This window comes from Acinetobacter sp. CAU_H_60 (assembly GCF_058599385.1).
In genome coordinates, this window is record NZ_CM178653.1 from 1,059,319 (window position 1) to 1,074,955 (window position 15,637).

A 15,637-nucleotide genomic window follows, 5' to 3' on the forward strand; every position below is an offset into this window, starting at 1 on the left:
ACAATATGGATGTTGAAGATCATCAATTAAAAAAACAGCTTTCCAACCGGCATATCCAGTTAATCGCCTTGGGCGGAGCGATCGGTACAGGATTATTTTTAGGTTTATCACATACGATTCAGCTGGCAGGCCCATCAGTGCTTTTGGGCTATGCCATCGCTGGCATCATTGCATTTCTGATCATGCGCCAATTGGGTGAAATGGTAGTGCATGAACCGGTTAGTGGTTCATTCAGTTATTTTGCTAATAAATACTGGGGCAAAAAAGCAGGCTTTATTTCAGGCTGGAACTATTGGGTTCTCTATGTCTTAGTCAGTATGGCTGAGTTGAGTGCAATTGGTACTTTTGTTCAGTTCTGGTGGCCGGAGATTCCGACCTGGCTCACGGCACTGGCATTCTTCCTGCTCATGAACGGCATCAATCTGGTCAATGTCAAATTCTTCGGTGAGAGCGAATTTATATTTTCTATGGTCAAGATCATTGCCATTTTAAGCATGATCGGATTCGGGATCTATCTGCTGTTTAGCGGTTCTGCTGGCAGTCAGGCCAGTGTGACCAACTTGTGGCAGCATGGCGGATTTTTCCCTGAGGGCTGGTCGGGCTTATTGATGGCACTTGCCGTGATTATGTTTGCATTTGGTGGGCTGGAGCTGATTGGTATTGCCGCCAGTGAAACCAAAAATCCAGAAAAGACCATTCCAAAAGCAGTCAATCAGATTGTCTACCGTGTACTGATTTTCTATATTGGTGCCATTGGAGTGTTGCTATGTCTCTATCCATGGAATCTGGTGGCGCAGGGCGGTAGCCCGTTCGTAATGATTTTCCAGTCATTGAACAGCCATGGTGTGGCGAATGTTCTTAATTTTGTAGTTCTGGTCGCTGCACTTTCGGTCTATAACAGTTGTATCTACTGTAATACCCGTATGTTATTGGGTCTGGCCCAGCAAGGTAATGCACCCGCATTTTTAAAGAAAATTAACCGCCGTGGTATCCCGGTAAATGCTGTTCTATTCTCGGCAGCAGTCTCCGGTATCTGTGTATTAATGAATTACCTCATGCCGGGTGAAGCTTTCGGTATTCTGATGCTACTGGTGGTTTCAGCTCTGGTGATTAACTGGCTGATGATTTCATTAACCCATTTAAAATTTAGAAAAAGCATACAGGCGCAGGGGCAGACCACAACTTTCCCGAGTCTGTTTGGTCGCTGGAGCAATTATCTGACCATCACCTTTATTCTGATGATTTTAATGATCATGAGCTTGACGAAAGAGATGCAGATTGCTGTTGCGCTGGTGCCGGTCTGGTTGCTGTTTCTCAGTGTGCTCTATGTGATGAAATATCGTCGAAAACCAGTATTATTGCCCGAATCAAGTCACTAAACTTAAAGACCCTGAACAGGGTCTTTTTTTATGTCCATAAGGTGCTAACTGTCTATTTAATTATCATTAAAACGTCATAAAGCTGTAACCTGTCTGTCATATTCTAAAACCACAATGCATGTATCGAAACAAGTACAAAACTGAATAAAAAGTGGCGTACTCCCAAGTTGTATAAATGAGAGAGATACAGAATGCGCTTTACCAATATTGCCTTAGCTTTAGCTTTAACCGGGGCTGCAGCAACTACAGCAAATGCTGCACGAGATACAATTCAGATTGCAGGGTCTTCAACCGTTCTGCCTTATGCCAGTATTGTGGCTGAAGAGTTTGGCAATACCTTTCCGCAGTTCAAAACTCCGGTTGTCGGTTCTGGCGGTTCTTCAGGTGGTTTAAAACAGTTTTGTAATGGTGTAGGGGATAACACCATTGATATCGCCAATGCTTCACGTCAGATCAAAAGCTCTGAATTGGCAGAATGTAAGAAAAATGGTGTGAACCAGGTTCTCGAAATCAAGATTGGTTATGACGGCATCGTCTTTGCTTCAAATGCCAAAAAAGCGGCATACAAATTACGTCCACAGCATGTTTATGCTGCATTAGCGGCAGAGTTGCCGGCTAAGGGTAAAATGGTACCTAACCCATATACTCGCTGGAACCAAATCGATTCATCATTACCGAATGAGCCGATCACGCTGGTAATTCCGGCTTCGAATCATGGAACGCGCGAAGTCTTCCAGGAGAAGATGGTGGATGCAGGTTGTAAATCGTATGCTGCTATTAAGGCTCTAGCGAAAGATGCACAGAAAAAAGCATGTACCAGCTTCCGTAAAGATGGCCGTGTTGTTGAAATTTCAGGTGACTATACTGAAACCTTGGCACGCTTAAAAACCTCACCGAGCGCTGTTGGCGTATTCGGCTTGGGCTTTTACGATCAAAACCGCGATAAGCTACGTGTAGCAACCGTCAACAACGTTGCTCCTTCTGAAAATACGATTCTGAATGGTTCTTATCCGGTATCTCGTCCATTGTTCTTCTATGTGAAAGGCGAGCACCTGAAATCAATCAAAGGCCTGCAACAATTTACTGAATATTTCCTGAACAAGAAAGTTTCTGGTAAAGGTTCCAAGCTTGAGAGAGCTGGCCTGATTTCAATGTCAGACAAAGAGCGCGCAGCAGTACTGGCTAACTTTAAAGCAGGTAAAGCGGTAGTGGTGAAGTAATTCACCTTGCTTCAATCGCTGATGATGGGGTGACCTGTCATCGGCGTTTCGTGATAAACAGGTTTTTTCGAACCATGAAAATTGAGAAACCAGTGGAGAATACATGAATCTGCTACTCATAGGCGTACTTCTGGCGATTATTGCCATCGCCTATCAAATCGGAATGACTAAAAGTCGTCATCTAGCAGGTAAGGGCAATAATTCCGCAGCACTGCATTCACGTCCAGGTTACTACGGGGCGATGGTAGCACTCTGGTGTGGCATCCCTGCATTTTTAATTTTGATGGTTTGGAATCTGGTGGAACCCAGTATTTTGGAACAGGTGGTACTCAATCATTTACCTGAGCAAATCTCTGCAGGACTTGATCCGGCCAGCCTGGGTGTAGTGGTAGATCGGGTGCAGGCTATTGCATCAGGTTTTGGTGTCAATGATACCCCACAGCCGTATGAACTGGCAGCGGCAGAGCAGTTGGCGCGAGTTGCTGTTATTGGCACCTATGCCAAATTGGCCGTGGTCATTTCAGCTGCATTGGCAGGACTGGTCTGGGCCAAGCAGCGCATCAGTTCCCAGTTAAGAGCACGTAATCAGGTTGAGAAAACCATTAATATTGGCCTGGCACTTTGCTCGGGTGTCGCGATTCTGACTACGCTCGGCATCGTGATGTCAATGTTTGGCGAAGCCATGCGTTTCTTTAGCTTTGTCAGTCCAATTGACTTTTTCTTTGGCACAGTATGGGACCCGGGTTTTAGTACTTCGGGTAATGCGGAGGGCAGTTATGGTTTGCTGCCACTGCTCTGGGGCACACTGATGGTCAGTGGTATTGCCTTGCTGGTTGCAGTTCCGGTCGGCCTGATGATTGCAATTTATCTGGCTGAATATGCCTCGCCAAAATTCCGTTCCTGGGCCAAACCGACCATTGAGGTTCTGGCCGGTATTCCGACCATTGTTTATGGGGTTTTTGCCCTGATGATCATTGGCCCATTTATCAAGTCACTGGGCGCAATGGTCGGTATTCATATTAATGCCACCAGTGCACTGACTGCGGGCTTTGTGATGGGCATCATGATCATTCCTTTTGTGTCTTCATTGTCTGATGACATTATTACCCAGGTGCCGCGTGCCCTGCGTGACGGATCACTCGGTCTGGGCGCAACCAAATCAGAAACCATTCGCCAGGTCGTTATTCCTGCAGCTTTACCGGGCATCATTGGCGCCTTCCTGCTAGCAGCCTCCCGAGCTATTGGCGAAACCATGATTGTGGTACTTGCGGCAGGAAACAGCCCGCAGCTACATGGTAATCCACTCGAAGCTGTGTCTACCGTTACCATTACCATTGTCAATCAGCTAACGGGTGATACTGACTTTGCCAGCCCGCAAGCTCTGGTGGCATTTGCCTTAGGTTTAACCCTGTTTGTAATTACGCTGGGACTGAACATTATTGCACTGATAATTGTGCGTAAATATCGTGAGCAATACGACTAATGACGACTTCAAACACCACACCCCTAGATCAGTCCATTGATCCTGCTGTGGCAGCTGAACAACGTGAGCAGCGCAAACAGACCATTCAGAACTCGCTGGCAAAACGCCATCGCCGGGAAAAGGTTTTTAAGTGGTTTGGTTTTTCAGCGGTACTGGCTGGTTTATTCTTTGTCGTTTTGCTGTTTGGCAGCATTCTGGCCAAAGGTCTACCGGCATTCTGGCAAAGCAGCATGAGCCTGCCGATTCATTTTGATCCGGCCATTGTTGATATCGGAGCAAAACCGGTACAAAGAGAAAGCGAATCTCCGGCGCAGTTTGAAGAGCGTATGATCAGCTGGCAAATGGATGTCGGCATGGTGGACTGGGAAGCGCTGATCGTGAATGGCATGATAGCCCGTGATGCAAAACTGGCAGCACAGCGTGATGAGCTTAGTACGTTATACACCAGTTCAGAAGCTTATCGCCTGCGTGATATGGTCCTGAATGATCCGGCTTTGGTTGGACAGACAAAGCAAGTTAAAATTCTGGCTGATGCCAATGTCGATGTCTGGCTGGCAGGAAACATCGACCGTGATTTACCCGCAGAACAACAGCAGCTCAGTCCTGAAGTCCGCCAACTGGCAGATAAAATGAAAGCTTCTGGCGTGATTGAAAATAGCTTTAATACCAACATATTTGTCAGTCCGGACTCACGTAGCTCCCCAGCCACCTCTGGTCTGGCAGGTGCATTTATGGGCTCGCTGTTCATGATGCTAATTGTGATCTTTATCTCGATCCCGATTGGCGTAGCCTCAGCCATTTATCTGGAAGAGTTTGCACCAAAAAACTGGATTACCGATATTGTAGAAGTCAACATCAATAACCTGGCTGCAGTTCCTTCGATTGTGTTTGGTTTGCTAGGTGCAGCGATCTTTATTGGCTGGATGCATTTACCTCTTTCTGCACCGTTGGTGGGGGGGCTGGTACTGAGCTTAATGACTTTACCTACCGTCATCATTACCACTCGAGCCTCGCTGAAAGCGGTTCCGCCGTCGATTCGTCAGGCAGCTTTGGGCTTAGGTGCTTCGCGTATCCAGACTGTATTCCATCATGTATTACCACTCGCATTACCGGGGATTCTCACCGGTGCCATTATTGGTGTTGCCCAAGCCTTGGGTGAAACAGCACCGCTGCTGTTAATTGGTATGAGTGCCTTTGTTGCCAGCGTGCCTGCAACGCCGTTTGATCAATCAACTGCATTGCCAGTGCAAATCTTCCTGTGGCAGGGCAATGAACTGCGTAACTTCTTTGAAGGGCGTACTGCTGCAGCCATTATTGTTCTTCTTGCGATGATGCTGAGCCTGAACAGTCTGGCTATCTGGTTACGTAAGAAATTTGAAGTCCGTTGGTAAGAGGGGCAAAATCATGAATACAACTGAAATTTTAAATTCCTTAGAAAAGGATCCATCAGTGAATCCACAGCAAATACAATTTACAGCCGATGATGCTGCACAGAAACCAGCGACTTCATTTATCTCTCAATTGGGTCAGCAGGCAGAAGCAGCACAGGCACCCAAGTCTAGCAATGTCAAACTCAGCACCTCCGATGTCCATGTGTATTATGGTGAATCAGAGGCGATTAAAGGCATTGACCTGAACATCTATGAAAATGAAGTGATCGCTTTTATTGGGCCATCAGGTTGTGGTAAATCAACTTTCCTGCGGACCTTAAACCGCATGAATGACACCATTGATAGCTGCCGGGTGACGGGTAAAGTAATGCTGGACCATCAGGATATTTATGACCCTAACCTGGACGTGGTTTTACTGCGTGCCCAAGTTGGCATGGTCTTCCAGAAACCAAATCCATTCCCGAAATCTATTTTTGATAACGTGGCCTATGGTCCAAAACTCCATGGACTGGCCCGGGACAAATATGATCTGGAAGAAATTGTTGAGAATAGTCTGCGTAAAGCAGGACTTTGGGAAGAAGTGAAAGATCGTCTGAATCAGCCGGGTACAGGCCTGTCTGGTGGTCAGCAACAGCGTCTGTGTATCGCACGTACCATTGCTGTATCGCCTGAAGTGATTCTGATGGATGAGCCTTGTTCAGCGTTGGACCCGATTGCTACTGCAAAAGTGGAGGAGCTGATTTCTGAGCTTTCAACGCAATATACGATTGCGATTGTGACCCACTCCATGCAGCAGGCGGCACGTGTTTCAGACCGTACCGCGTACTTCCATCTAGGTGATCTGATTGAGGTGAACTCAACCGAGAAAGTCTTCACCCAGCCGGACCATCAGCTTACTGAAGCCTATATTACCGGGCGTTTTGGTTAAGAAGTTTGATCTAATGAAAGAAGGGCTAAAAAGCTCTTTTTTTATATCTAAAAATAATCAAAGAATAGGAGATATATCAATTGAATCAGTGAAATGTGGAAGAATAAACTGAATCCTATTGTACCCTAAATTCTTATAGAATATGCCGTCTTTGACATGGCAGAGCTGTCAAAAGATAGATGCTAAGAAAAGGTTGCACCCGCTATGGAAATACTCAAAAAGATGTCAGTTTTTCTGATGCTGCTGATTGCCTTAATTTTAAGCATTGGTGGTTTGTGGCATCAATTACAAGGCGGCAGCATGTTTTACACACTGATCGGATTACTGTATGGACTCAGTTTGAATTTCTATCTCAAAAAGCAGGAAAAAGCCTTATATGCGAATTCTGCTGTATTGTTCGGTGTTATTGTCTGGGCATCTTATCAGCATGGCATCAATTTTCTATAGTGTGAATTATTTTTGCCTTACTAAGACCATATGGATACTGCTCCGTTTCAGCAATTAAACAACAATATTCTATTGAAAAAAAATCATTTGACCTTATCTTAAAATGAAACCTATATAAATAATTGAGACCCGATTTTTATGTTATTTCATACCCCCAAATTACCCGCTGAAATCCGTATTAGTCACTTGAATGCGCGCATTAACGAGCAACGAAAAAAAATAGCGCAAACAACTTCATCTAAACTGGAACTTTTGCAATTGAGCCAACAATTGTCAAAAGAAGCGCGTGCGCGTAAGAAAACTAACCAGAAAATCTATGTACTTGATTTTAAAGGTGATATGGCTGCGTCTGCAGTAGAAAGCCTGCGCGAAGAAATTACCTTAATTCTATCTACAGCCAAAGCTGGCCGTGATCGTGTCATTGTACGTTTAGAAAGTCCGGGTGGTATGGTACATGGTTATGGTCTTGCAGCTGCGCAGCTGGTGCGCTTACGTGAAGCGGGTTTTCATGTGACCATCTGTGTCGATAAAGTGGCAGCCAGTGGCGGTTATATGATGGCGTGTATTGCAAATGAAGTGATTTCTGCGCCGTTTGCGATTGTGGGTTCAATTGGGGTAGTGGCACAGGTGCCGAACTTTAACCGTCTGCTGAAAGAAAACAAGATCGATTTTGAACTTTATACTGCGGGTCAATACAAACGTACGGTGACCATGTTTGGTGAAAATACCGAAGAGGGCAAAGCCAAGTTTGAAGAAGAATTGCAACAGACACATGCGTTGTTTAAACACTTCGTGGAAAAATATCGCCCGCAGCTGAATGTTGAAAAAGTGGCAACGGGTGAACACTGGTATGGTCAGGATGCCCTAGATCTGAATCTGGTAGATAAACTGCAAACTTCCGATGAGTATCTGTTAGGCCTCTTACCGCAACATGATGTGTATTTAATCCAGACCCGTAAAAAACCAACGCTGGGTGAAAAACTAGGTTTGCAAGCAGCACAAATTGCAGATTCTTTTATCCCTGCGGTGATGAATAAAGTAGTAGATACGTTAACCAAAGCCAATTCAAATCTGGTTCAGATGCGCGATCCTAAACTTTAATTCATTATTCAGTTATGAATCTAAAAGCTCACTTCGGTGGGCTTTTTTTATGATCTAAAATCAAAAAAATGTGCTATAAATAACTGACTTATAGTGGTTTTTCATTTATGTGCTCACGTTTCTTTTACTATTCGGCTTCTTCAGTATCATTTTTATTCCGATGCTATGTATGTTCTATTCTGAAGCGAAATTAACCACTGACGAATCGAAGAAAATTTTATTTTGGCTCAGCTTTCTTCCCGGCACTTCAATCTTTTTACTCTACGCATTTTTAAAGCCAGATGCTCCACCTGTGATTCCATCAGAGGACTGTGGCGTGATTCAATTTTACCAATTCAATGCTCGTCGGAGTGGTTATTTTGAGCGTGTCAGCATCCGCTTTGATGGTACTCAATATAATCGTCATCTATTTTTTGATAAGCATCTAAAGAAAATTCCTGAAGGTCATAAAGTCTGCTTTGAATATTTAGATAAGTTCAAATATCGGCATTTGGCAGAATCTAAGCTGGTTAAGTGGATTGAACCTTCATAAATATCAGCCATGGTTACTGCTCATCAGCTAAAATGCAGCATATTTCCATTAAGAGCAGAAAGATGGCCGTGGCTAAAGCATTTTTAGCAATCCAAAATTGTTACTTTAACTATGAATTTGAAGAACTGAATTTAGCGGATGATTTTCCTAAAGAGTTGCCTGTTTCTCTACGTGGAATCATGTACAGACATGAGATTCAATATCCTGATGCCACCTATTTTATTTATTACAGCGAAATATTGACGGGTAATGAATTGCAAAAAATGAAAGATGATTTTGTGCGCTATTGTCCGCCTGCATAATGTCATGCGATAAATATCTTCCGGTTCATCATCTGAAAAATTAATTCACTTGTTTTCCAGAATTAAAGCTCACTTGGATGAGCTTTTTTGATGTGATACAAACAACATGAATCCACCCGTAAACATCGCACCGACTGTTGCGAGTAACATGTCTTTATGCGCGTCCCACATATCACCTTGCTGGCCATTATAGCTTTCAGCCTGTTCGGGTGATAAGCCAATGGCGATCAGCCATTCAATCCATTCATAAATCAGACTAGTCGCCATCACGAATTGAATGACTAAAAGAAAAATAGTGAATGGCTTTTGCTGGGGTAACCAGACCTGAAACAGTCGATAAAAAACAGGATAGAGCAACAGGCCAAAAACCAGATGTACAAAACGGTCAAACATGTTGCGAGACCAGCCCATGAGAGTATTTAGGTCAAAGCCAAACAGTGTCTGAATCCAGTCATTATAAGGTACATAAGAATACAGATAATGTGCTGCAACGATATGAATGAATAAAAACAGAATATACAGATTAAAACTAAGGAAACTCAGTCCGATTTTATACAGGCAGAAAGTCAGCATACCGATCATAAATATAGTGCCGGTCTGATGCAGTAAATAGGATTGCATTTCCAGGGGGTGAATGCTGGCAATAATGATCGCAGCTACCAAAATTCCCAGGCTGATAAAATGTTTGCCGCTTAATCGATGATCCATCATCTTGTTATCTATCATTTTGTTTTAAAGTTGAAAATAATTATAAATAAAAAAAGCGAAGCCGGAGCCTCGCTTTTGGTCTTAATTGTCTAAATTAGATTTTAGAAATTAAGTCTTTAATTTGTTTTGCCTGGTCAGCAGCATTACCTGTATAAGTTGCAGGTGTCATTTCAGCCAGACGCGCACGGTCTGCAGCAGGAACAGCTTCCAGCTCATTACCATTCACGAAGCTCACCATCATGTCACGAGTCATGGCTTGACCACGAGTAAGGGCTTTAAGTTTTTCGTATGGCTTTTCAACGTTGTAACGACGCATTACCGTTTGAATAGGTTCAGCCAGAACTTCTTGCGCGTGGTCAAGATCTTCAAGAATACGAGCAGCATTCAGTTCAAGTTTACCGATACCTTTTAAGCATGCTTCAAACGCGATTAAGCTTTGTGCAAAACCAACGCCCATGTTACGCAGAACAGTAGAGTCAGTCAGGTCACGCTGCCAGCGAGATACAGGCAGTTTTTCGCCCAAGTGAGCCAATACAGCATTGGCAATACCCAGGTTACCTTCAGAGTTTTCGAAGTCGATTGGATTCACTTTATGCGGCATGGTTGAAGAACCCACTTCGCCTTCTTTCAGTTTTTGTTTGAAGAAGCCAAGAGAGATATAGCCCCAAACGTCACGGTTAAAGTCGATCAGAATCGTGTTGAAACGACGAAGCGCATCAAACAGTTCCGCCATGTAGTCATGTGGTTCGATCTGAGTCGTATATGGGTTGAAAGTCAGACCTAAAGATTCCACGAAAGCTTGAGAATGAGCAGGCCAGTTGATTTCTGGATAAGCAGAGTAGTGCGCATTGTAGTTACCTACAGCACCGTTGATTTTACCTAGCAGTTCAACATTTTTGAACTGTTTGATTTGACGAGCCAGACGGTAAGCCACGTTCGCCATTTCTTTACCCAAAGTGGTTGGGCTGGCAGTTTGACCGTGGGTACGAGACAGCATCGGCTGTTCAGCGTGAGTCTCAGCCAAAGCCACGATTGAATCGATAATTTGTTGCATAGATGCGATTAAAACATCACGGCCATTTTTCAGCATTAACGCATGAGACAGGTTATTGATGTCTTCAGAGGTACATGCAAAGTGAATGAATTCACCCGCATTTTTTAGCTCTTCAATCCCAGCAATTTTTTCTTTCAGGAAATACTCAACCGCTTTCACGTCGTGGTTTGTAGTACGTTCGATCTCTTTAATGCGGTTGGCATCTTCTTCAGAGAAGTTGGCAACGATGGCATCAAGTGCAGCATTGGTTTCAGATGAGAAAGCTGGCACTTCAGTGATTTCAGGACGGTTGGCAAGCGCTTGTAACCAACGCACTTCAACAGTCACACGAGCATGGATCAGACCAAACTCAGAAAGAAAAGGGCGCAGCGCATCACATTTGCTAGCGTAGCGTCCATCTAATGGAGAAAGTGCAGTTAAAGCGTTCATATCGATTCCCTAGATTTTGGAATTAAACGAAAAACGGTGCGCGTACAACAACATGGTTTAGATCACCTGAAACTGTAAGCGCGCGAGATTTTGGATATCCTGTAGCAGCTTGCGCTTGCCAAAAATCATGCCCCATGAACTGCCGCCAAGCTGACGCCATAAGTGCGCCATCTGCAGTCCAGTAAAGAGTGAAGCACGGATGCGGTTAGTATGACCGGAATCTTTAAAGGCTTCAGCATTGCCACGCACCATGATCCGCGGATTGATCTGGCCGGCGGTATCGACATAGGTTTGAGCGAGATTGGCAATGATGCTGGGGTGCATGTAATTGTTATCGAAGAAGGAGAGCTGTCTGAGGATTTTTTGCTGGGATTGTTCGATGATTTCAACAAACTTGGGATTACTATAGACCTTCTTTTCTAACTGAAGAAGTGCCATGGCATAAGACATTGGAAGCTTGGTCGATGAAAGTTTTGGAAGTCGGGATTTTGGGGAAGTATTAAAAGGTTGGGTAATGCTGCTCTCCAGGGTTTTTAAACCGAGGGAAATATCGGCCAGCTGATTAAAGAAGTCTAAGGTCTGGGCATTTAACTTGCCACTTGGACGGATATTTAAACTGGCTTTAATCAACTGTTCAAAATAGAAATTACCGCTTTCACCAATGCTTTGTTGTCCCGTCAATGCAGTCATATGCGTCAGCTGGGTGGCCTGAAAAACCCCCGCCAGCGCCAACGCACGATTTTGACGAACATTCAACGTTGTGGCTTGTTGAAACGGTAACTCCGTCATGCCGAAATCATCCTTTAATAAAATCAGGTTTAGGCGCATTGGTATGATGAATCACGCCACCACCTAAACAAACTTCACCTGAGTAGAATACAACGCTTTGACCTGGGGTCACAGCACGTTGCGACTCATCAAATTCAACACGAACACCGTTTGGTGTTTCTGGATCCTTGAAAATAGTACACGCTTGGTCAGGCTGACGGTAGCGGGTTTTTGCCGTACAGCGGAAACCTGATTCAGGAATATCCTGTTCACCGGCTACCCAGTCAATCGCTTCAGACCACAATATGGTACTTTGCATCAGTGGATGTTCATGACCTTGACCCACCACCAGACGGTTACCTTCAATATCTTTATGCAGTACAAACCAGGCACCTTCTTCAGCACCTTTCATACCACCAATACCGATCCCGCCGCGTTGACCGAGCGTATAGTACATTAAGCCGTGATGATCACCAACCTCTTTGCCATCTTCCAGCACGATTTTTCCAGGTTGAGCCGGCAAATATTGCTTCAGGAAGTCATTGAAGCGACGTTCACCGATAAAACAGATACCCGTAGAATCTTTTTTCTTGGCTGTAGCTAGACCTAATTCTTCTGCAATTTTACGGACTTGCGGTTTTTCAATTTCACCAACAGGGAACAGGGTCTTATTAATTTCACGACCATGAACTGCATGCAGGAAGTAAGTCTGGTCTTTATTATTGTCATAACCACGCAGTAATTGAGCATATTGCTCACCGCGTGAATTGGTCATGGTTTCGCCGCGACGACAGTAGTGACCGGTGGCAATAAAGTCAGCGCCGAGATTGATCGCATGATCCAGGAAGGCGCGGAATTTGATTTCCTTATTACACAAAATATCCGGGTTTGGGGTGCGGCCAGCAGCATATTCCGCCAGGAAATGCTCGAATACGCGATCCCAGTATTCCATCGCGAAGTTGGCAGTATGCAGTTTGATCCCGATCTTGTCGCAAACGGCTTGTGCATCGGCAAGATCTTCCATTGCCGTACAATATTCTGTGCCGTCATCTTCTTCCCAGTTTTTCATGAAAAGACCTTCAACCTGATAACCCTGTTGAAGGAGGAGAGCTGCAGACACAGATGAATCTACACCACCAGACATACCGACGATGACACGTTGTTGCATAGGATTAGGCATCCAAATTTGAAATTAAGGGAGAATTTTGGTGCTCGTAAATGAGCGATAAAGGATAGCGTTTGCCAGTTTGGGCATCCTGCACGGCTTTAATCACCAATGGGCTACGGGCACGTGCGGTTTCAACCAGTTCATCCAGCGTCATCCAGACTGCACCGACAATACCGGTATCCAGTTCAGCATTTTCATCATGGCTGATGGCTTCTGCTCTCAGGCAGAAACGGAAATAGGTACGATCCGGGAACATCGGTGGGGTATAGGTATAGATGCCGATCAGATCAGTGACATTAACCTGATAGCCGGTTTCTTCCATGGTTTCACGAATGGCTGCTTCGACAATGGTTTCACCTGCCTCAACATGGCCTGCTGGCTGATTAAATACGGTATGAGTGACACCTTCAGTATGTTCTTCAACGAAGAGGAATTTTCCATTATTTTCGACGACAGTTGCGACAGTGACGTGAGCAGTCCAAGCGGTCATAGAGGAGCACCATGGAATAAAAACTGTATTCTACAAAATTTAGGCGGCGGTGGCTATGTCGATACTCGGGATTTTAATTTAGATGATTAACAATAAAAGCATTTGGCGAAAAAGAAAGCGTAGAATATAATGGGTGCATAAAATACTAAAACAGTAATATCTGTATTCTACGCTTTAATATAAGAATTTGATTTAAAATATAATTTAATAAAAACTAGCAGTATTTCATAACAATTAAAATAAATAACACGCTTTATAGGACAGGACTCCAATGAAATTCAGAACAGACATCAATGGCCTCAGAGCAATTGCAGTGATTGCAGTCATGCTATTTCATTTTAATGCGGCCTGGCTGCCTGGCGGTTTTGTTGGGGTAGATGTCTTCTTTGTGATTTCAGGCTTTTTAATGACTGGAATCATATTTAAAGATTTAGAACATGAAAAATTTTCTATTCTGAAATTTTATGTGGCTCGTGCGAATCGGATTATTCCAGCTTTGGCCGTGCTGTGTCTGGTATTAATGATTTTTGGCTGGTTTTATTTGACGCCTTTTGATTACAAGTTATTGGGTAAGCATGCCGCGAGTAGCATGACCTTTTTATCCAATATCAGTTACTGGAAGGAATCCGGTTATTTTGAGGCAGGCACTCACGAAAAGTGGTTATTACATACCTGGTCACTTTCCGTCGAATGGCAATTCTATATGATTTATCCGCTCGTTCTCATTGCCATGCGCAAGTTTATGTCCATCCACACCATGAAATTTGTATTGTTAGCGGGAACGATTTTAGGATTCATTCTATCTGTGATCGCTACCTACAAATGGCCAAATCCGGCTTATTTCCTGTTACCTACCAGAGCCTGGGAAATGATGATCGGGGGAATTGCTTATCTTTACCCTTTGGCCCTGCAGGAAAATAAGAAAAGGTTGCTGGAAGGAACGGGATTGGCACTTATACTGGGTTCTTATTTCTTCATTTCAGCAGAAGATTTATGGCCTGGTTATCTGGCATTTTTTCCTGTTATCGGTACCTTCCTGATGATTCAGGCGCATCGAAATGGCAGCGTTATTACCAATAATATTTTTTTTCAAAAGTTGGGAACCTGGTCTTATTCTATTTACCTCTGGCACTGGCCTTTGGTGGTTCTGATCTATATCTACTCATTGCCTGAGTATTATGTATATGCAGGAATAGCACTTTCTATAGGGTTAGGTTTTCTAAGCTACAAGTATATTGAGCAGATTAAATTACCTTCATATCACCAGTGGAAAGATATTTACCGTATAAAACCGCTTTATTTTTCTCTAGTGCTCATGAACTTAGGAGTTACTTTAAATATATTTAATGGTTTTAATACAGATCTACGCCAAGGTGCAGCTTCAGAACAGGCAAAATTCTTAGATTATTATAATGAGAAATTCAAAAATTTAAGGGATGCATACTGGCTGAAATGTGATACTTACGTGAGCCTGACTGAGCATAATAGTTATGATCCTGACCCGGTCTGTATCACGAAACAAAAGGAAGGCGGGGTGTTCTTATGGGGAGATTCTCATGCTGAGGCACTTTCTTTAGGGCTGAGGACATTACTGAAATCCAATGATATCCCTTTTTATCAGAAAACCTCCTCCATTTGCCGGGCATCGCTAACCGAGATCAACTATCATAAAGGAGCTTATAAAGAAGCCTGTGATTATTCCAATAAACTGGCACTAAAGAGCATCGCAGAGCTGAAACCCAAAATTGTGGTTATCACTCAAGCCCTGAAACACGACGAAACCAATTGGGAAAATATCGGGAAAAGTTTACTTCAGCTTGGCGTATCCAATATCGTCATTGTGGGGCCAATTTCACAATGGAAACCTTCGCTTCCGAAAGTGATGGTGAAACCGAAAAACTGGAATAGTGCTGAAGATTTTATATTTGATGCCGGACTGGACTTAAGAGCAGTTCAGGTAGACGAGAAAATGAAAAAATTACAATATCCTCAGGGAATTACCTATATCTCTCTCATTGATCATCTATGTAAAAAAGATGATGTTCAGCAGCAATACAAATGTCGGATTCGGGCCGCTCAAGGAGAAGACCTGCTTCAGGTAGATTATGGTCACTTAAGTGAATCAGGTTCTTTATTTGTAGGGAATACCATATTGTCAAAATACTTATTAAATTTATATTCGCAGGGTGTGACTATAAATCAATAAGCTTATTTCCTGTGATTGATCAGCCACCTGT

General features: G+C 43.7%; 15 protein-coding genes. 10 read left to right on the forward strand and 5 right to left on the reverse strand.

Annotated features, from left to right (window positions below):
- Window positions 1-5 precede the first annotated feature (5 nt).
- The 9 genes from AC4MBN_RS04915 to AC4MBN_RS04955 all read left to right on the forward strand — a co-directional run bounded on the left by AC4MBN_RS04915 (window position 6) and on the right by AC4MBN_RS04955 (window position 8,783).
- Entirely contained in the window at window positions 6-1,379 is a 1,374-nt protein-coding gene (locus AC4MBN_RS04915; protein WP_491880764.1) for an amino acid permease, read from the forward strand.
- 191 nt (window positions 1,380-1,570) lie between these two features.
- Complete coding sequence (locus AC4MBN_RS04920; RefSeq protein WP_166137178.1) at window positions 1,571-2,599, forward strand: substrate-binding domain-containing protein; 1,029 nt, start codon at window positions 1,571-1,573, stop codon at window positions 2,597-2,599.
- A gap of 103 nt (window positions 2,600-2,702) precedes the next feature.
- Window positions 2,703-4,082 (forward strand): phosphate ABC transporter permease subunit PstC, encoded by a 1,380-nt coding sequence (pstC, locus tag AC4MBN_RS04925; protein ID WP_491880765.1) that lies wholly within the window; start codon window positions 2,703-2,705, stop codon window positions 4,080-4,082.
- Entirely contained in the window at window positions 4,082-5,473 is a 1,392-nt protein-coding gene (gene pstA, locus AC4MBN_RS04930) for a phosphate ABC transporter permease PstA (RefSeq protein ID WP_166137185.1), read from the forward strand. Before pstC ends, pstA begins: the two co-directional genes overlap by 1 nt.
- A 13-nt stretch (window positions 5,474-5,486) precedes the next feature.
- On the forward strand, window positions 5,487-6,401 hold the full coding sequence (gene pstB / locus AC4MBN_RS04935) for a phosphate ABC transporter ATP-binding protein PstB (RefSeq protein ID WP_166137188.1): 915 nt from the start codon (window positions 5,487-5,489) through the stop codon (window positions 6,399-6,401).
- A gap of 204 nt (window positions 6,402-6,605) precedes the next feature.
- The gene (locus tag AC4MBN_RS04940; RefSeq protein ID WP_004782654.1) at window positions 6,606-6,848 is read left to right on the forward strand and encodes a hypothetical protein; all 243 of its coding nucleotides are present in this window, start codon (window positions 6,606-6,608) and stop codon (window positions 6,846-6,848) included.
- A gap of 138 nt (window positions 6,849-6,986) precedes the next feature.
- Window positions 6,987-7,949 (forward strand): protease SohB, encoded by a 963-nt coding sequence (sohB, locus tag AC4MBN_RS04945; RefSeq protein WP_104426322.1) that lies wholly within the window; start codon window positions 6,987-6,989, stop codon window positions 7,947-7,949.
- Window positions 7,950-8,058: 109 nt separating this feature from the next.
- On the forward strand, window positions 8,059-8,481 hold the full coding sequence (locus AC4MBN_RS04950) for a hypothetical protein (RefSeq protein ID WP_491880766.1): 423 nt from the start codon (window positions 8,059-8,061) through the stop codon (window positions 8,479-8,481).
- Window positions 8,482-8,543: 62 nt separating this feature from the next.
- Window positions 8,544-8,783: a hypothetical protein gene (locus tag AC4MBN_RS04955; RefSeq protein ID WP_419363485.1), complete on the forward strand. Its 240-nt coding sequence runs from the start codon at window positions 8,544-8,546 to the stop codon at window positions 8,781-8,783.
- 69 nt (window positions 8,784-8,852) lie between these two features.
- Here AC4MBN_RS04955 and AC4MBN_RS04960 read toward each other — a convergent pair whose 3' ends face one another.
- From AC4MBN_RS04960 to AC4MBN_RS04980, 5 genes are all read right to left on the reverse strand, one after another.
- Complete coding sequence (locus tag AC4MBN_RS04960) at window positions 8,853-9,494, reverse strand: DUF2238 domain-containing protein (RefSeq protein ID WP_419363487.1); 642 nt, start codon at window positions 9,492-9,494, stop codon at window positions 8,853-8,855.
- Window positions 9,495-9,585: 91 nt separating this feature from the next.
- On the reverse strand, window positions 9,586-10,974 hold the full coding sequence (purB, locus tag AC4MBN_RS04965; protein ID WP_034703634.1) for an adenylosuccinate lyase: 1,389 nt from the start codon (window positions 10,972-10,974) through the stop codon (window positions 9,586-9,588).
- A gap of 57 nt (window positions 10,975-11,031) precedes the next feature.
- Entirely contained in the window at window positions 11,032-11,763 is a 732-nt protein-coding gene (gene hflD, locus AC4MBN_RS04970; RefSeq protein WP_004782648.1) for a high frequency lysogenization protein HflD, read from the reverse strand.
- A gap of 7 nt (window positions 11,764-11,770) precedes the next feature.
- Window positions 11,771-12,910: a tRNA 2-thiouridine(34) synthase MnmA gene (mnmA, locus tag AC4MBN_RS04975; RefSeq protein WP_034703632.1), complete on the reverse strand. Its 1,140-nt coding sequence runs from the start codon at window positions 12,908-12,910 to the stop codon at window positions 11,771-11,773.
- 4 nt (window positions 12,911-12,914) lie between these two features.
- On the reverse strand, window positions 12,915-13,400 hold the full coding sequence (locus AC4MBN_RS04980; RefSeq protein WP_491880767.1) for an NUDIX hydrolase: 486 nt from the start codon (window positions 13,398-13,400) through the stop codon (window positions 12,915-12,917).
- Window positions 13,401-13,671: 271 nt separating this feature from the next.
- Between AC4MBN_RS04980 and AC4MBN_RS04985 the strand changes: the two genes are divergently transcribed.
- Entirely contained in the window at window positions 13,672-15,606 is a 1,935-nt protein-coding gene (locus AC4MBN_RS04985; RefSeq protein ID WP_491880768.1) for an acyltransferase family protein, read from the forward strand.
- Window positions 15,607-15,637: the final 31 nt, after the last annotated feature.